We start from the raw sequence: 18,824 nt of genomic DNA, 5'->3' as shown, positions 1-18,824 counted from the left end.
TTCATCTCTTCCCCTCTTTTGTTATATACGTAAATAAAGCATGATATGTTGCCATTATCCCTTCTTCTCCCGTGAAGTCTCTTTCGTATATACGAAGCATCGTACGAAAGAGTGAAGGGCTTTGACAGTAAGACTCTTCATTACTATTGGTTGCCCCTACTTTTCGAATAGAATGTAGAAACTCCCTAACTTCTGTAAAGCTTTCTATGTAACACGTTTCAGAAACATGTACATTTCCTAATGGATTTTTGCATATATTCACTAACTGTTCTTTCGAAACGAATCGTTGTCCTATTGAAGTACAATTGTGTATCCCCTTTTCTTTCTTAGCACGCTGGAAAGACGTATGCAATTCTTGAAAAGTCGTATTACCGAACGTGGAAAATAATAACATTCCTTCTTCAGACAAATAGTTAAATAAATTTTTCACTGTCTCTTTTAAATCATTAAGCCATTGAAATGTAGCATTTGAAATAATGACATCATATGAATTTTCTAATTTTAATTGTTCAATATCTTCACATCGAAACATCACATTTCCCACATTTTTTCTAGTTTTCGCGACTGCAATCATCTCATCGGCAAAATCCACAGCTGTAATATGCGCTTTCGGAAATAAATTTGATAATTGCTCTGTTACATATCCTGTCCCGCATCCAAGTTCTAAAATACGTATCGATGATGTTTCACTGTATCGCCGATTCAATGTAGAAAGTAACGAATGCGCCATCTTTTTTTGTACATTTGCATATTGATCGTAGGATACAGCCGCCCCGTTAAACCGTTTTTGCAGTAACGTTTTGTTGATCATGTCGTATCCCCTCTACAAATTGAATGATTTCGTTTGCGCAATATTCAAAATTCGTTACGCATAATGCATGCCCCGCCTCGCTTACTACCTTTAACGTAGCATTCGTATTCTCTGTCATACTATGAGCTGCGGATAATGGACATATCACATCCTGTTCTCCATGAAGAAGTAATAAAGGGACTTTGACACTTGTTAATTCGTTTCTCATATCTGTTTCTATTAAATAATCTAAGCCTAATTGTAAAGACTGAATCGAGTCTCCTTTAAACTTCAGCGCAATCTCTTCAAAACTTGTATTCTCCCTCAGCTCACTTTTTGTAAACATATTTTCATAGAAACGCTTCAAAGTATCTTCTTTCTTTCTCTTTAAATTCTTTTTCATACGTTCTACATGTAAGGAATTCCATCCACTTGTATAGTCACTTGTATTGGTAAATTTAGTGGTACCACCAATTAGTACCATACCTTGGGCCTTAATCTTTTTATAAGCTTGTACTGCTGCTAATGCTCCTAGTGACCATCCAACTAAAATTACATTTTCGTCCTGCGCTACATCTATTATTCGCCCCGCAAATTCACTTTGTTCTTTCACGTTACGCCAATCTATGCATTGAACAGAATATCCTTTAAAATACGACAGAACTAAAGTCCAAACACCTTCTTCCATTCCCCATCCTGGAATAAAAATAAGCTTTAGCTCTTTCATACTAAAAACCCCTCTTCTTTACCAATGCGTATAATATGCTGAATAGCCCATTTTAAATCTGCTATTGTATGTTGTGACGTAACTGCAAAACGGACTCGAGAACTACCAACCGGAACAGTCGGCGGACGAATTGCAATGGCTGCGATACCTACCTCTTGTAACCTTTCACTAAACCGTAAAGTATTTTCATTTGACCCAACTACAATCGGTACAATATGAGTTGAGCTATTCCCAATATCAAAACCAGCTTCTTGTAAATGCGTCCTGAAATATGCACCATTCTCTATAAGTCGCTCTCTTCTTTCGTTATCTTCTTTCACAATTTCAATTGCTTTTCGTATCGCCCCTAATGTTCCTGGTGGTAAAGCTGTAGTAAAAATCAAGCTTCTCATCATATTTTGTAAATACTCTATATAAATGGAATCACCCGTTAAATACGCACCATAACACCCTAAAGCCTTACTAAACGTCCCCATATGTATATCAATTTTTTGAGCGATATCTTTTTCTATATGAGATAATCCAGCTCCACCGATTCCATATATTCCACTTGCATGTGCTTCATCAACTATAATGATTGCCCCATATTTCTCTTTAAGCTGAACTAAGCCTCTCAAATATGCAATATCTCCATCCATACTAAAAATCGTATCTGTTACGATTAATTTTCTCTTTTCTGGTGACGCTATTTGCAACATCTTTTCTAAATGATCCAAATCATTATGGCGATATCTTTTATGCTCTGCTCCGCTTAATATAATCCCATCAACAATACTTGCATGATTTAATTTGTCACTAAAAACAATATCGCGGCGGCAGGCCAACGAAGAAATCGCCCCAACATTCGCGGTATATCCACTATTTACAATTAAGGCTTTTTCAGTGCCTTTCCAATCGCATATACTTCTCTCAACCTCTTCATACAGTGGATAATTTCCTACAACGAGACGAGATGCTGTCGCTCCAGTTCCATATTTTCTTGTACAGGCAATAGCAGCTTCTTTCAACCTTTCATCTCCAGCTAATCCTAAATAATTATTCGATGCTAAATTTAGCATCTTTTTCTTATTTCGAATAAGCCATGTCTCTTCGGATCGCTCTGTTACATGTAAATTACGATACTGCCCTTGCTCCTTTAATTGTTCTACTTTAGATTGAAGATGCGCGCGCCACATTTGATTCATTTTGGATGAGCTCCTCTAATTTTGAAATCATAATATGCTCTTTTGCCGATTCTAATAATTCTTCCTTTGTAAACTCTCCTTCAAGGAATGGTAATAACCCTAAAACCGGCACGCCACTTAACTCCTCAATCATTATTTTATTTTCTTGCACTCTTTCTTTTTCATATTCTTTACATCCAGATAAAATTACACCTGCTACTTTTAATCCATGTGCTTTTGCATAAGAAATTGTTAAAATAGTATGATTAACTGTCCCAAGCGTAGGACGCGCTACTACAATAAGAGGAAGCTGTAATTCTTTTGCAAAATCAATCACTAAAGCATCTTCTGTATATGGGACGGCAAGCCCACCAGCCCCTTCTACAAATAGGCTGTTAAACTCTTTTAATAGTTCATTATAGTGATCAGTAATTTCTTTTAACGTTACTGTCCTTCCAGCTCTTTTCATAGCAAGTCTCGGAGCAAGTGGTTCTTCAATGGAATAAGGACAAATTTTATCTTCTTTTGTCGGTACACCCGATAACGCTTTTAATCTTGCTGCATCACCCTCAATATTTGATGCAACATGTCCACTTTGCAACGGTTTATATACACCAACATTATGTCCACGCTCTCGAAATATACCTGCCAATGCTCCTGTCACTACCGTTTTACCAACTTCTGTATCCGTTGCTGTTATAAAAAAACCACTCATTACTCTCCCTCCGTAACATCCGAGATTGCTTTATATAAAATGCGTAACATCTCATCAATCTCATCAATTGTAGAAGCAAGAGGAGGCATAAATACAATAGTGTTACCGAGTGGACGTAAAATCATCCCTAACTCTCTTGAGCGTTTACATACTTGAACACCGACTCTTTCTGTCCATTCAAACGATTCCTTCGTTTCCTTCTCTTTCACAAGTTCAATGCCAACCATTAGCCCACACTGACGAATATCTCCTACGTGCTTATATTCATTAAGGGCTTCTAATTGTGCTGCTACATATTCTGCTTTATGCGCAGCATCTTCTATTAAATTAGTTTTTTCATATAGTTCTAAATTTGCAATTGCTACGGCACACCCTAATGGATTCCCTGTATAACTATGACCATGGAAGAATGTTTTTTGTTCTTCATAGTCCCCTAAAAAGGCATTATAAATTTCATCTGTCGTTACCGTAATTGCCACCGGTAAATAACCACCTGTTAGGCCTTTTCCCGCAGTTAAAATGTCTGGCGTCACATCCTCGTGTTCACATGCAAACATTTTCCCGGTACGCCCAAATCCAGTCGCTACCTCATCTGTAATAAATAATACATTGTATTTTGTACATAAATCGCGAAGCCCTTTTAAGTATCCTTTTGGCATTGTAATCATCCCACCAGCACCTTGCATTAATGGCTCCACAATAATAGCTGCTACTTCTTCATGTTTTTCTTTCAGCAATTCTTCCATTTCTTCTAAATGTTTTTTCACAATTTCTTCTTTATTATCTCCATAAGGAGAACGATATGTATACGGATAAGGCATTTTGATTGCTTCAAATAAAAGCGAACTATACACTTGGTGAAACAAGTCTATTGCTCCTACGGAAACAGCACCAATTGTATCACCGTGATATGCTTCTTTTAATGTAACAAATCTTTGTTTTTTCGGTTTTCCTTTATGCTGCCAATATTGAAAGGCCATCTTAATTGCAATTTCAACGGCGCTAGAACCAGAGTCTGAATAGAATACTTTCTTCAAACCTTCTGGTACAACTTCAATTATTTTTTCTGCTAATAAAATAGATGGAACGTTAGCAAGTCCTAGCATAGTAGAATGTGCAATTTTATTTAATTGCTCACGAATTGCTTCATCTAGTTCCGGTACTTGATGCCCATGAACATTTAACCAAATAGATGAGACACCATCCCAATATTCATTTCCATTTACATCGTATAGCTTTCTTCCCTCTCCACGTTCAATAATGACAGGATCTTCTTCTAAATAATCTTTCATTTGTGTAAATGGATGCCATACGTAAGCTTTATTTTTATCCGATAATTCTTTATATGTATAAGACGATTTTTCAGTCGCATTACTATTAACAGTCACAATTGCCACCCCTTATGTTAACTAGTTTATAAATATAGTTAACATTAAATCTAAATGACTGTCAATTATTTTTAAATCAAATGGTTCTTAAAAAAGAACAACTTATCATACGATAAGTTGTTCTACTTTCCATGTTGTATCTTTCCAATTTCTAAAATGATCTCTTCATCTTTTTTTCCTTCTGTATCAATTCCAAGTTGCTTAGCATGCTCAATTAACAAATCATGACGCTGCTCAAATCTAGCGGTATCTACTTCTTTTGTAACCTCTTCTTTTGTTTTCCCCTCAGTAGAAACTCCTAGTTTCGCAGCTGCTTTTTCCATCGATTTCTTCTCTTCAGTTTCTTTCACTTTCTTCACTTCTGACTGCTGTATTTGCTTTTGTTTCGATTGCACTGATTCAGCTGCAAAAGCTGTGTAAATTCCAGCACTTCCGCCAACGACTAGTAAGGTGGTAAAAAGAATTATTTTTTTCTTCACTCTTTCCTCCCCTTTCAATTTCATTATAACGCACGTTTTTACAGTATGAAAAACATTTCTCCTTTATTTCCCTAAAAAAATATTGAACATTTTTATTGACATGTAAGACTAATATATGATAAAAATTTAACTAACATCATATGAATCGGCGTTGATAGGATTTAGTAGTATTTCGATTTCTGATTTCAGAGAGCTGGTGGTCGGTGCGAACCAGTACAGAGCGATTTATGAATTACCCCCTGGAGCTTCTTTTGCGAAACGTAAGGAGTAGTGAAAGACGGTTATAGACCGTTATGTCTAAAGAGTGGTGAAACGACACTGTTTCACAATTTAGGGTGGTACCGCGAATTTTTTCGTCCCTGCATATATTGCAGGGGCGTTTTTATTTTATTAGCGCATATCATATGACCCTTTATTTTGTGATACATTCATTTCACAAGCTAGGGTGGTACCGCGATTTCTTCGTCCCTGCATAATTATATGCAGGGACGTTTTTTTATTCCAATCTTTGTTAAGCGATTATCCTAAAAATTTGAAATAGGAGAGATACAAAGCTTGATAAATCCCGATTATTTATACTTTATGATGAAAAACAATTACCGGTAATTTGTCACAAAATTCTAAAATTTAGAAGGAAATATACAATATTGGCGAATTTTATATAAAAAAGATCTATTTTAGATTACTTAGGAGGGAAAAACAATGGTTTCAAAAATTGAATCTGTTCTTTTAACATTATTTATCTTTTTCTGTATTGGCTTTAGTGTTATCCAATTAGAAGTTTCACCACACATCCCAATTTTATTTGGTATCGTTCTTTTATTAGCATTTGGATTTATGAAAAAAATCTCTTGGTCTACTATGGAAAAAGGGATGATCAGTAGTATTTCAGCTGGTATTCCATCTATTTTTATTTTCTTACTTGTAGGCGTATTAATTAGTGTTTGGATCGCTGCTGGAACAATTCCAACCTTAATGGTATACGGCTTCCAGCTTGTATCTCCTAAAATTTTCGTCCCAACTGTTTTTGTTGTTTGTGCAATCGTTGGAACAAGTATTGGTAGTGCATTTACAACTGCTGCAACTGTAGGACTTGCCTTTATGGGAATGGGCACTGCCCTTGGATACGACCCAGCTCTTATCGCTGGTGCAATTATTTCTGGTGCATTCTTTGGAGACAAAATGTCCCCTTTATCTGACACAACAAACTTAGCTCCTGCTGTAACGGGTGTAGATTTATTTGAACATATTCGTAACATGCTTTGGACAACAGTTCCTGCTTTCATTATTGCTTTTGTCGCATTTTTCATTTTAGGAAGTGGCACTGGGGGAGACGTTGATTTCTCAAATTTTATTAATACGCTAGAAAAAAACGCAACAATTTCTATCGTTACACTGATTCCAATTTTATTACTATTTTTATTCGCATTTAAAAAAGTTCCCGCAGTTCCAACATTACTTGCTGGAATCGTAGTAGGGATCATTATTCTCTTTATTTTTAAACCTAGTACTTCTTTAGCTGATTTAATGAAAATTATGCAAGACGGTTACGTTTCTAAAACTGGTATAAAAGATATTGATAGCTTATTATCTCGCGGTGGTTTACAAAGTATGATGATGTCAATTGCTCTTATTTTCCTAGCTCTTTGTATGGGAGGATTATTACAAGGAATGGGTATCATCACGCAGCTAATGAATATCATCTCTAGCTTTGTAAAAACTAGTACACGCTTAATTATTTCTACTGCTTCAACTGCAATTGGTGTAAACTTCTTACTTGGTGAGCAGTACTTATCCATCGTTTTAACAGGACAAGCATTTGCTAACAAGTACGATGAAGTCGGTTTAGAACGTCGTAATTTATCACGAGTATTAGAAGATGCAGGTACAGTGATTAATCCGCTCGTACCATGGGGCGTAAGTGGTGTGTTCTTAACAAACGTCCTTAGCGTTCCAACCATCGATTATGTTCCATACGCAATCTTCTGTTTAGCTTGTCCAGTCGTAACTATTATTGTTGGATTTACTGGATTCGGTCTTTCTTGGAAAAAAGAAAAAGCAGTAACAGTTTCATAATATAAACATAAAAAAGGATTACCGTAATTGGTAATCCTTTTTTTGTACAATACTTTACTATCTATTTGCTTTCTTTCTTCTAAATAACATAAGTAAACCTGCTCCTACAAACGCAAGACCCGCTCCAATTGTAGAAACAACACTTGTACCTGTTTTCGGTAAATCACGTTCTTCTTTATTTTCACTTACAGCTGTTGTTTCTTTTGAGTTTTGATTATCCGTTGTAGTTTGTCCAGATCCTGCATTATTTCCATCTTGTTTTGGTTCATTTCCATTATTACTTTCACCTGTTGGTGGTGTCGTTGGATTTTCTCCGTTATTGCCTTCACCTGTTGGTGGTGTCGTTGGATTCTCTCCGTTATTGCCTTCACCTGTTGGCGGTGTTGTTGGATTCTCTCCGTTATTGCCTTCACCTGTTGGCGGTGTCGTTGGGTTTCCTCCGTTATTGCCTTCACCTGTTGGTGGCGTCGTTGGGTTCTCTCCACCAGTTTCCTTATCATCATTCTTCTTCGTTATATCAATTGCATATTTAGCAAACTCATTTTCAGATGGTCCAACATATGATATTTTCCCATCTGTCTTTATATACTTTTGTGCATTTGGTGAAGAATCAAATGTCGTATTTAATTTATCTGCAACAATCGGTTTAAATGTCCAGTTTTGATCGGCTGCTGGATCAATAACTGGTGTTTCTTGCATGTACTTCACAATAATTTGACGTGTTTCATCTTGTGATTGGTATACAACTTCCCCTTTACTTACACCTGGGAACGTTTGGCTACTTCCACGATAGTTATTTGTAGCGACGATGAACTCTTGATTGTCAGCTACAGGCTTACCTTCATACGTCATATTTATAATACGATTCGTATTTCCATTTACAACTTTTCCATCTTTATCGTATTTCGCTGGTTGCGTTACGTCAATTTCGTATTTTAAGCCATCTAAAATATCAAAGTTATATGTAGGATAGCCTATATTTACTAACGGCTGTTCTTCTGTTTTCTTTGGATCAATTTGATTAAACTGACCAGCAGACATTTCAAGCCATTCTTTCACTTGTGCACCATTTACTTTTACAGCATATAATGTATTTGGATATACATATAAATCCGCTACGTTTTTAATTGCTAACGTTCCAGCTGGAATATCAGTATAATATGTAGCACCGTTTCGGCCACCCGCTTTAAATGGTGCTCCTGCAGATAATACTGGAATTCCTTTATATTTACTATATTGTTCGTTTTCAGCAAATAGCTTTTCTACATACCATTTTTGTGCATTTGTCACTAGTTGTACAGAAGGATCATCTTGTACTAATGAAAAATAACTATTAATTGGCGCTGTCGTTTTTCCTACAGCTGTATTTACATAGTTAATAGTCGCTTCATGATCATCCTTAATTTCATTAACTAATTTTTGATCAGATTGTACTAATGGATTCCCTTTACTATCAGCAATCGGACGAACTTGTGGCTTAGATTGCTCTTTTTGTACTTGCCATTTTCCGTCTACCATTTTCAATTGCATATCAATAATCCCCAAATTACTTCCGAACACACCTGGCATTACAACAGGAACACCATTAAATGTATCTGTTACTACAGTATGTGAGTGTCCCATTAATACTGCATCTACACCAGGAACCTCCGTTAAATAATACGACGCATTTTCCATGTCAACGTTGTATCCACTCTTATCAACACCTGAATGCGCTAGTGCAACGATAACGTCTGCACCTTCTTCTTTCATTTTCGGTACCATTTTCTTCGCTGTTTCCACAATATCTTTCGCTTTAACTTTTCCTTCTAAATTTGCTTTATCCCAGTTCATAACTTGAGGTGGAACAAATCCCATTACACCAATTTTCACCTTTTGCTTTTGCTTTTGACCAGATTCATCTTCTACTTCTTTTTCAATAATATGATATGGTTTAAAGTAATTTTGGTCGTTCTCTTCATTATTATCTTTATCGTCTTTATAGACGTTCGAATTAATAACCGGGAATTCTGTTTTACTAATTACTTTGTTTAAATAATCTAAGCCATAGTTAAATTCATGGTTTCCAAGAGAAATGACGTCATACTTCATTAAATTCATTAGACGATATAATGGATGTACATAACTCGGATCAACCGGATTTTTCGAATCATTTATTTTATTCGCCACATAATCCCCAAGTGGCGTACCTTGTAATGCATCCCCATCATCAAATAGGACAGAGTTCTTCGCTTCTTCACGCGCTTTATTAACAAGTGTTGCAGTTTGTACGAGACCTACTTTATTATCTGTTTTCGTTTGATAATAATCGTAGTTCATTAAGTTAACGTGAATATCTGATGTTTCTAAAATTCGTAAGTTAACTGTACTCTCCCCAGTTTTTTCCTCTGCATGAGCCGTTGTTGGCAATACTTGCGGCGCTATAACACCAATAGCAAGTGTTGCTCCAGCTAGCATTTTTTTTGACTTTTTCACAAAAAATCCCCCTTATACAATTACCCCAAAATAATGAAGTGAATCTCAATCAGTCTCTAACCACATACCTTTTTCTTCTATTAGAGCGATGATCTTCACCTTATCTGACATTATCATATCTAAAGTGCTTTCATATCGTCAATATTTTTTGACATACTTCTACAAATTTTCTGTAAAGTTATTGTAAAGTTTTCATAAACATATACTATGCCCTTACATTGCTTATACTGATGAATATGATACAATTACCAATTACAAGGAGGATGAATTTATGAAAAAAGTCATCTTAACAATTGTTTGTCTCCTCCTTCTAATCATTTCTTATTCTAATTTTGAAAAGAACGATGAGACAAAACAAAAAGAAAATGAAGGGAAAACAGAAAAAACATCTGCCCCAAATTGGATTGATAAACAAACGAACAGCTCTTTTTATCACCTCGTATTAGGTGATTCACTTGCAAAAGGATATGGCTCAACACAAGGGGGATTTGCCGAATTAGCCTCTAGGCAACTAGAAGGACAAATTCATAAACCAATTACGGTAGAAAACCTCGGTGTAAATGGTCTCACTACAGATCGGCTCGCTAAAAAAGTCCAGTCAGAAGAAGTTCAACAAAAGATTAGGGAAGCAAATATAATTACTATTAATATTGGAGGAAATAATTTATTCCGCTTAAATCGTGATGTAGGTATTATAGATGGTATTAAAATGTTAAATAAGGAAAAAGCCCGTTTTGAAACGGATGTAAAAAATATTGTAAAGACCGTTCGAGATCAAAATCCGAATGCTTTACTCATTCTATCTGAACTCTATAACCCTTTACAACTCGATGACTCCATCGCAAGTTATGCAGATATGTTTTTAGATGGTTGGAATGATTCTATTTATTCTATTTCAAAAGCACATCAACCGTCGATTGTTTTACCAATTCGCAAATTAATATCGAATGATAAAAAAGAGTTACTATTTGACCAAGTACACCCAAATGATAACGGTTATGCAATTATTGCCAATACATTTACAAAACAAGTGTTATCCTACAAATATTAAGGTGACCGTGAAACAATTCTATTTTTATACCTTGTCTTTTTTGTTACAATGATAGTGGAAGGGGGCCGTTGTATGGAATCACGCGAGTGGGAACGTATTGTTGATCATCTTCTTTCGCTAGTGCCTCTTTTTTATCGCAAATTTATGCTTCCTGGAGAGTTTTCTTCTCAAAGACATATGCCGCCATCACATACGCAAGTGTTACTGCTTTTGCATGAAAATGGTACATTAGCAGTTTCAGAAATTGGCAAGCGGCTAGCGATTTCACGGCCTAATATGACCCCTCTATTAAACAAACTTATTCAAGAAGAACTAATAGAGCGTCATTATAGCGAAAAAGATCGACGGGTCATTTTAATTTCCCTAACAACTGAAGGGAAATTGCTAGTAAATCAGTATCAGCAATTCATTTTAGACAAACTAAAAGAAAATTTTCAAACATTATCTGAGGAAGAGCGTGAAAAGCTCATTCATTCTCTTAAAACCATTCAAAATTTAATTTTGAAAACAAACGCATAAAGCTGCTTCTAAATAGAAGCAGCTTTATGATTCATAATAGTTACCGTAGTATACATTTGAATATGGCCATGTCGTTAAATATGGTTTTTGATCTTGCGTAGGTTGTTGTGGTGGTATTTGTGGCAATTGCTGAAATTGTTGCTGTTGATACACTCCAAATTGCTGTCTCATATCATTTACAGGATAATAATTTATATATGGGTATACTTGAGGTACATAGTAATAATACATCCATTCTCTCCCCCTTTTTCTTAAACATATTCAAAGGAGAAAATGAATGTGCCATTCTTTATATTTGTACAAGTGGTTCTCTCACTTTTTTCTTTCTGTTCTTCAAACGTAACTTACGATTTTTTTCATATAAATAATGCACAACGAAATATGAAATTACCCCAAACACAACTCCTATTATCGTCATACCAATCAATACATACACTTCACTCTGTAATAAGCTCTTTAACATCGTAAAAATGTGACTTGAAAACAAGTCCGATATCGTAAATGGTTCATGATGTATTTGTTGTACATGAAATGGATAAATCATTTTCCCTAGCGCATACGCAAACGGAAATAAAAATACTGGGAGAAACGATATTTTCCCAATAATATTACCAATGACTGCGGCTGGAAAAGATCCTTTTGCTAACCTGACAATTGGATAAAATATTAAATATACGAGCGATGCCGTATAAATTACCAACATTTCTAAACCAAATCCAATAGCAAACCCTAACGATACTTTCTTTGCTCCTTCTGGTGATCGAAGCAACTTAAAATATTGAAACTTTAATATTCTCCACATCCGCTTGAAAAACGAATATGTTTTCTTAGGTGTTTTCAAATTCATCATCTCTTTAACTATATTTTTATATGTAGTATGTCCTTACACGCACTGAATAACAAATTTAGTGTTCTCTTTCTATTATAAATGATATAAAAATGGTTAACTAAATATACATATGACATTTCAATATAAAAAGTGCACCTCAAATTGTTATTTGTGTCTAAAAATTTGAGGTGCACTTTAGTTGGGCAGCTTTTTTCTTATTTATTCTCCTAATGTTTGTCCCATGTCATTTATTTTTATATCAAGACGAAAAAAACACTTGTTGTCTTTAATCGACAACCCAGTGCTTTAAGTTCATCTGTTTTTAAATAGTATAGATTTTCAAGTTTTGTAGTAACAGTTTAACAGCCTTTATATGTCATGACAACTACTACGTTAAAACTTACGAGTTTGTACGAGTTCATTAGTTTTATATCCATTCCATGTGTTTATATTCATCATCCAGTAAAATGTCATCTCGCCTAAGCTCGTACTTCGTTTTTCTATTCTATCATTGCACTAAGTACTCCATGATGGTACAACCATCATGGAGTATGTACTTTTTAATAGCTTATTCTTTCCACTCCAATAATAAATTCTTTTCTGTTAGCTTAGCCCTATGTACTTATATGTCCTTCCAACTTTAAACATTAGATGCTCTTAATTACCTCATTAACAGATTCACTAAACATATCAGGGTCTTCATTTTTTATATCAATCAATAATTCTTTAATACTAATCGTAATTGATGGATCAAATCCCGAAAGTACTTTTCCATATGCTAATCTTACTTGAGAGTGATTAAGAATTCTATAATGTAAAATTTCTACCCATTCTTTAGCTGAGTTAATCATCTTCGGAAAAGCTTTAGCAATACATACAAGTCCTTCTTCTATGTTATTTTTATATAAGCTCTCTATTCCATGAATCAAACCAAACATAACCTCAAATTGCTCAGTCTCATCATCCAAAACTAAACATAAATCTGTAATAACAGAGACTTCGTTATACGCTATTACTTCCATTAATGACTCATTAAAATCTCGTATCTCATTCTCACTTTCTAATAAACGATTATCGTATAATCTTTTTAAATGACTCTTTATATCCAAAGATAATCGTCCTTTCCATGTTTTATTTATCAAATAAATGCGGATACAGCTCTTTGTTTCTTTTAATAACTCCTCGTAAACCTTCTCTTATATCGTCAGTATATAAACCATCTTTTATATAATTTCTTCGCGCATCCAAGATATCATGAGATAAGGTATCACGAAAGCTAAGGTTTAAATACGCCTTCGATTTTTCTCCTGATAGACCATATGTATATGTTTCACCATGTCTCCCACCAGTTCCAGGATGAGGTTGTTCCATATTCATACTCACATCATCATTCCTTTTTATACCAGCTTGTTTCATTTTCTCTGCAGAAGGCATATGATGTGGAGTAATATTATCAAAAGTAGTCCCTTGTTTCACAAGTTGTTTATAGGTTCCAACTTTTCCTTCATTAGTCAACAGAGCTTTATCCGCACCATTAACTCCATTGACTTTCTCCACAGGTACTTTTTTAGCCTTATTCACAGCCTCAGTAGCCTTAGCAGTCATTTTGACCCCTTTTCCTACTTTAGCTATCTTTCCAAAAGGTGTAAGCCCTGCTACTGCCATTCCTCCTGCAAATACTCTATCCAAAGTAGATAGTTTTTCGCCAGTAGATGGATCAATACCATTCCAAGCACGACGAATATCATACTCACCACTTATTTCACCAACTATATCCCTAGCAAGTTTTTCACCATCAAAATCCTCTTTTTCTGATGATAGTGGTCCACACATCGCCCCTTGTTCCATTGTAACATCTTGATTATCTGTATTACGGAATTTTTCGACAATTCATTTCAAATCTTCTTCTTCTTTTACAAGTGAATGAATAGATGTAAAAGCTTTTGGTCTCGCATCATTGAACATTTTAATGAACTGTTGATTGGAGGCACCAATCCACTGAAAACACAATTGATCTATTTCATTACATAAATTATTATGTATAGATTCTAATGCGATTCGGGTATTACTTGCATGATTCGCAACTTCTTCTAGCATTTCAGGTGTTATTTTAATTTGAACCAGTTTTTTCCTCCCCCTCCCAATTAAAATTATGAGATAAAAAGCAAAAAATATAAATACAGATTTTTCAGACCTATCAAAAATCTTCGTATAACATAAAACCTACTTAACAGCAAATAAATCCTATGTGTATGTGAAGTAAAGAAAAGAGCCTTCCTAGTGAACTGGACCCAAAAAGTTAGACAAAAAATTAACCAACTGTTTCTCTATTATATGTCCCTTTTCTGTCCATATAATTAAGCACTTTCTGTTTATACTGAAGGGAATACCTTTTTTCATTTACCTTTTCTTCTAGTAAGAATTTAGACATAAAAAAATACACCTCCAATTGTTATTCGTGTCTAACAATTGGAGGTGTACATCATTTAGGAAGGCTCTTCTACATTTTTAAATAAACTTACTAATAATGCTTTTTGCGCATGTAATCGATTACCAGCTTGCTCAAAAACGATAGACTGTGGTCCATCTATAATCTCGCCTGTTACTTCTTCTTCACGATGGGCAGGTAAACAGTGTAAGAAACGATATGTTTGCTTCGCATGCATAACAAGTTCTTTATTAATTTGGTAAGGTTGAAATAAAGTATATTTCTCTTCTTCTCCCTCTTGCCCCATGCTCATCCAAACGTCAGTATAAATGAAATCAGCTTCACTCACCGCTAATTCAGGATTATGCAAAATTTCAATTTCAGCTCCTGTTTCTTCAGCAATCGCTAACGCTTTTTTTACAATTTCCTCACTCGGTTCATACCCTACAGGCGTTGCAACAGTCATATGCATTCCGACTTTCGCACTCGCTAACAACAATGAATGACATACGTTATTTCCGTCACCTACGTAAGCCAATTTAATTCCTTTAAATGTATTTGTTTCTTCATAAATCGTCATTAAATCTGCCAACGCTTGACAAGGGTGATGATCATCCGTTAATCCATTAATAACAGGTATGCTCGATTCTTTTGCAAGCTCTTCTACATCGGCATGTGAGAATGTACGTATCATGATCCCGTCAATGTAATGAGATAATACTTTTGCAGTATCTGAAACGGTTTCTCCTCTTCCAATTTGCATCTCTTTTCCACTTAAAAACATTCCATGTCCTCCGAGCTGTACCATTCCTGCTTCAAAAGATACGCGAGTACGCGTTGAATGTTTATCAAAGATAAGCCCTAATATTTTGCCTTGTAATAAAGGCTCCTGCTTATTCTTTTTTAAATATATAGCGAACTTAATTAAAGAAATAATTTCTTCTTGCGTCAATTCTTCTAGTGTTAAAAGATCTTTCGTATTTAATTTCGGTACTTGTACAGTTGACATGAAACTTCCCCCTTATATGATTGATACGTTTTTTGTACAAACTACTTTTTTTATCATATATACTGCCTGTTCTAACTCTTCATTCGTTACAATGAGTGGCGGTAATAGTCTTATAACATTAGGTCCTGCTTGTAATACGAGAAGTCCTTCTTCTTCTAGTTGTTCTATAAAACTTGCAACTTCATGCTTACACTCAATTCCAATCATAAGCCCCTTACCACGTATATTTTGAATACATTCGACATGTTGTAATTCCTCTTGCAACTTCTCTAATACGTACTCGCCCTTTTCTTGTACTTCTTTAAAAAACGATGGTCTTTTACTTACTTGTAATACTTCTTTCGCTGCAGCCATCGCAATATAATTCCCGCCAAAAGTTGAACCGTGTGATCCTGCAGTGAACGATGTTCCGAGTTCTTTCCGGCCAATCATCGCTCCAACAGGAATACCATTTCCTAGTGCCTTTGCAACAGTAACGATATCAGGTTTTATTCCCATTTGTTCGTAAGCGAATAGTGTTCCTGTTCTTCCTATCCCCGTTTGTACTTCGTCTATAATAAATAAGGAGCCAAACTTATTACATAATGTTTCAATTGCTTTCAAAAAAGATAGAGCGGCAGGTATGACTCCTCCCTCTCCTTGAACAACTTCTACCATTACCGCCGCAACTTCTTCATTCATTACTTCCTCTAATGCCTTTATATCGTTAAAAGGGATATGTAAAAAAGACGGAAGTAGTGGACCAAATCCTTCTTTCACTTTATTTTGCCCCGTCGCACTCATCGTTCCGAATGTTCTACCGTGAAAAGACTGCAGACATGTTACGACGAGAGATTTTCCAGTATGCTTACGCGCTAACTTCAAAGCTGCTTCATTCGCTTCTGCCCCGCTATTACAGAAAAAAACATAATCTAATGCTATATTTTCTGTTAATAATGACGCGACTTCTTCTTGTAAGCTGTTTGTAAACAGGTTAGATATATGCCATATATCATTAAGTTGCTCTTGTACAGCTTTCATCACTGTAGGGTGACAATGTCCTAAATTACATACACCAATCCCTGACGTAAAATCTAAATATTGTTTACCGTTGTTATCAATAACTTTCGTTCCCTTTCCCTTTACAAACTCAATATTTCTTCTCCCATACGTTTGAAAAAGATGACTTGTCATACGATACTCACTCCTTTCGTTACTGTCGTTCCGATACACTCTCCCGTAACTTCAGTAAAATCTTTTGTACCGTTCACAATACTTATCTTTTGCACTCCCATTTTTAATGACGCTAGTGCCGCCTGTACTTTCGGAATCATCCCGCCTGTAATAACTCCTTTTTCAATAAAAGTATCAATTTCAAATTCGTCCGTTTTCTTTACTAATTTTCCTTCATGTACTATTCCATCTACATCTGTAATAAAAATAAGTTCTTTTGCGGATAGCGCGGCCGCAATTCCAGCTGCGGCGGTATCCGCATTTATGTTATAAATCTCATTATCATGTATGCCGACTGGAGCAATAACTGGAATATAATTCATATTTATTAATCCTTTTAGTAAGGCTGTTTCGACATAACTTACTTCTCCCACATATCCTATCTCCTCGCTGACAGGTTGAACTTGAAGTAAATTGCCGTCACATCCTGAGCAACCTACCGCAAGTAAATTATGCTTTTGTAAATTCATTACGAGTTTTTTATTCGTACTTCCGCATAGCACCATTTGAACAATATCCATAACTTCTTTTGGTGTTACTCGTAACCCATCTCTTTTTTCTACTTTGATGTTACAATCTATTAATTTGGCATCAATTTCTGGACCACCACCATGAACAATCACTACCTTATACTTTTGTTGCAATTTCTTTATACAATCAAAAAACAGATCATTTAATTGATTCAACATACTACCGCCGCATTTCACTACAATATAATCGCTCATCTTCCCTCTCCTTATGTACGATAACAAGCGTTTATTTTCACATATTCATAGCTTAAGTCACAGCCCCAAGCTGATCCTGTTTCTTCTCCTAAATGTAAATAAACATCAATAATAATTTCATGTTCTTGTAATCTCTTTTTCATTTCCTCTTCAGAAAATGTTTGAGGCTCACTATTTTTTAATACCGAGATAGATTGAAGAGTAATATCAATTGTATTTGGATTAATAGCTACTTCACTTTGTCCAATACTACTAATAATTCGCCCCCAATTTGGGTCCTCACCGTATATTGCTGTTTTCACAAGACTCGAACCAACTATTTGCTTTGCAATTTTCTTTGCCTCTTCATTTGCTTTAGCCCCTAGTACATTTACTTCAATTAACTTCGTAGCCCCTTCACCATCTTGCGCAATTTTTTTTGCTAAATCTTCACATAACTTTTGTAAAGTAAATACGAAAGTTTCCCAATCTGTATGTTCCATATTTATTGGTTTCGTTTCCGATAATCCACTTGCCATAACTATGACCATATCATTTGTAGAAGTATCTCCATCTACTGTAATTTGATTAAATGTATGATTCGTAATTTGTGATAATGCTGTTTGCAATACTTCATGCTCTATATTGGCATCTGTTGTAATAAAACTAAGCATCGTTGCCATATTCGGATGAATCATGCCTGAACCTTTAGCAACACCAGCAATGGTCACTTCTTTTCCATCAAGGATCATCTCATAGCAAGTTTCTTTCGTTATAAGATCCGTCGTTAAAATCGCTTCAGAAAAAGAATGTGCTTCACTTACTTCCTTTGTCGGTATAAGAGTTGCAACTCCTTTTCGGATTATATCCATCGGTAAAGGAACACCAATTACACCCGTTGAAGCCACTGCAACGTAGTTTTCTTTCACTCCAAAATGTTCCGCCCCTAATGCACGCATCTCGTATGCATCTTGTAATCCTTTCATTCCTGTACAAGCATTTGCATTTCCACTATTGACGATAATTGCTTGCAATTTCCCCTCAGCTGCTATACTGTCTTTCGTTACTTGCAGCGGGGCTGCTTGTATTTGATTTGTTGTATAAACAGCGGCACATGATGCTGGTACATCACAAACGATTGCACCTAAATCCTTTTTCTCCTTTTTCAAACCATTTGCAGTACCGATTGCCGAAAAGCCTTTCGGCGTTACAATTGAACCATTTTCTAATTTTGTAATAGACTCTACTTTGATCATCAT

The 18,824-nt window shown here is 35.4% G+C and carries 17 protein-coding genes, 1 pseudogene and 1 other annotated feature; of the genes and pseudogenes, 3 read left to right on the top strand and 15 right to left on the bottom strand.

The window, feature by feature from the left end; translation table 11 throughout:
- Position 1: 1 nt before the first annotated feature.
- From bioC to JDS80_RS02015, 6 genes are all read right to left on the bottom strand, one after another.
- On the bottom strand, positions 2-811 hold the full coding sequence (gene bioC, locus JDS80_RS02040) for a malonyl-ACP O-methyltransferase BioC (protein ID WP_071746991.1): 810 nt from the start codon (positions 809-811) through the stop codon (positions 2-4).
- Positions 777-1,517: an alpha/beta fold hydrolase gene (locus JDS80_RS02035; RefSeq protein ID WP_199636928.1), complete on the bottom strand. Its 741-nt coding sequence runs from the start codon at positions 1,515-1,517 to the stop codon at positions 777-779. The genes bioC and JDS80_RS02035 overlap by 35 nt, the downstream gene beginning before the upstream one ends.
- Complete coding sequence (gene bioF / locus JDS80_RS02030; protein WP_199636926.1) at positions 1,514-2,701, bottom strand: 8-amino-7-oxononanoate synthase; 1,188 nt, start codon at positions 2,699-2,701, stop codon at positions 1,514-1,516. Before bioF ends, JDS80_RS02035 begins: the two co-directional genes overlap by 4 nt.
- On the bottom strand, positions 2,667-3,395 hold the full coding sequence (gene bioD / locus JDS80_RS02025; protein WP_071746994.1) for a dethiobiotin synthase: 729 nt from the start codon (positions 3,393-3,395) through the stop codon (positions 2,667-2,669). The genes bioF and bioD overlap by 35 nt, the downstream gene beginning before the upstream one ends.
- A complete protein-coding gene (bioA, locus tag JDS80_RS02020; RefSeq protein WP_199636924.1) occupies positions 3,395-4,783 on the bottom strand; it encodes an adenosylmethionine--8-amino-7-oxononanoate transaminase in 1,389 nt (462 codons plus the stop codon). Before bioA ends, bioD begins: the two co-directional genes overlap by 1 nt.
- Positions 4,784-4,905: 122 nt before the next feature.
- Positions 4,906-5,262: a hypothetical protein gene (locus JDS80_RS02015; RefSeq protein WP_071747017.1), complete on the bottom strand. Its 357-nt coding sequence runs from the start codon at positions 5,260-5,262 to the stop codon at positions 4,906-4,908.
- 142 nt (positions 5,263-5,404) lie between these two features.
- Positions 5,405-5,626 (top strand) — a binding site (T-box leader).
- 338 nt (positions 5,627-5,964) lie between these two features.
- Here JDS80_RS02015 and nhaC point away from each other — a divergent pair.
- A complete protein-coding gene (gene nhaC, locus JDS80_RS02010) occupies positions 5,965-7,338 on the top strand; it encodes a Na+/H+ antiporter NhaC (RefSeq protein ID WP_071771597.1) in 1,374 nt (457 codons plus the stop codon).
- Positions 7,339-7,395: 57 nt separating this feature from the next.
- Here nhaC and cpdB read toward each other — a convergent pair whose 3' ends face one another.
- Positions 7,396-9,813 (bottom strand): bifunctional 2',3'-cyclic-nucleotide 2'-phosphodiesterase/3'-nucleotidase, encoded by a 2,418-nt coding sequence (cpdB, locus tag JDS80_RS02005; protein ID WP_199636922.1) that lies wholly within the window; start codon positions 9,811-9,813, stop codon positions 7,396-7,398.
- Between the two features lie 271 nt (positions 9,814-10,084).
- Between cpdB and JDS80_RS02000 the strand changes: the two genes are divergently transcribed.
- Positions 10,085-10,864: a GDSL-type esterase/lipase family protein gene (locus JDS80_RS02000; RefSeq protein ID WP_199636920.1), complete on the top strand. Its 780-nt coding sequence runs from the start codon at positions 10,085-10,087 to the stop codon at positions 10,862-10,864.
- 72 nt (positions 10,865-10,936) lie between these two features.
- Positions 10,937-11,383, top strand: a complete 447-nt coding sequence (locus JDS80_RS01995) for a MarR family winged helix-turn-helix transcriptional regulator (protein WP_002111682.1) — start codon at positions 10,937-10,939, stop codon at positions 11,381-11,383.
- 24 nt (positions 11,384-11,407) lie between these two features.
- Here the strand turns inward: JDS80_RS01995 and JDS80_RS01990 are convergent, their stop codons facing one another.
- The 8 genes and pseudogenes from JDS80_RS01990 to argJ form a co-directional block, all read right to left on the bottom strand.
- Positions 11,408-11,614, bottom strand: a complete 207-nt coding sequence (locus JDS80_RS01990) for a hypothetical protein (protein WP_071746999.1) — start codon at positions 11,612-11,614, stop codon at positions 11,408-11,410.
- A gap of 58 nt (positions 11,615-11,672) precedes the next feature.
- A complete protein-coding gene (locus JDS80_RS01985; RefSeq protein WP_199636918.1) occupies positions 11,673-12,224 on the bottom strand; it encodes a DUF2062 domain-containing protein in 552 nt (183 codons plus the stop codon).
- A gap of 635 nt (positions 12,225-12,859) precedes the next feature.
- The gene (locus JDS80_RS01980) at positions 12,860-13,321 is read right to left on the bottom strand and encodes an Imm30 family immunity protein (RefSeq protein WP_199636916.1); all 462 of its coding nucleotides are present in this window, start codon (positions 13,319-13,321) and stop codon (positions 12,860-12,862) included.
- Between the two features lie 421 nt (positions 13,322-13,742).
- Positions 13,743-14,336: pseudogene (locus tag JDS80_RS32050) on the bottom strand (WXG100 family type VII secretion target); the annotation flags it as partial.
- Positions 14,337-14,698: 362 nt separating this feature from the next.
- The gene (gene argF / locus JDS80_RS01970; RefSeq protein ID WP_199636914.1) at positions 14,699-15,649 is read right to left on the bottom strand and encodes an ornithine carbamoyltransferase; all 951 of its coding nucleotides are present in this window, start codon (positions 15,647-15,649) and stop codon (positions 14,699-14,701) included.
- Between the two features lie 12 nt (positions 15,650-15,661).
- Complete coding sequence (gene argD, locus JDS80_RS01965; RefSeq protein ID WP_199636912.1) at positions 15,662-16,822, bottom strand: acetylornithine transaminase; 1,161 nt, start codon at positions 16,820-16,822, stop codon at positions 15,662-15,664.
- Positions 16,819-17,586 (bottom strand): acetylglutamate kinase, encoded by a 768-nt coding sequence (gene argB, locus JDS80_RS01960; protein ID WP_199636910.1) that lies wholly within the window; start codon positions 17,584-17,586, stop codon positions 16,819-16,821. The genes argD and argB overlap by 4 nt, the downstream gene beginning before the upstream one ends.
- Positions 17,587-17,597: 11 nt before the next feature.
- Positions 17,598-18,821, bottom strand: coding sequence for a bifunctional glutamate N-acetyltransferase/amino-acid acetyltransferase ArgJ (gene argJ / locus JDS80_RS01955; RefSeq protein WP_199636908.1), 1,224 nt, complete (start codon positions 18,819-18,821; stop codon positions 17,598-17,600).
- Between the last annotated feature and the right edge of the window lie 3 nt (positions 18,822-18,824).

Source organism: Bacillus cereus group sp. N8 (assembly GCF_016483685.1).
Classification (GTDB): domain Bacteria; phylum Bacillota; class Bacilli; order Bacillales; family Bacillaceae_G; genus Bacillus_A; species Bacillus_A proteolyticus.
Note: the sequence above shows the minus strand (reverse complement) of the source record. Positions and strands in the feature narration are given on the sequence as shown.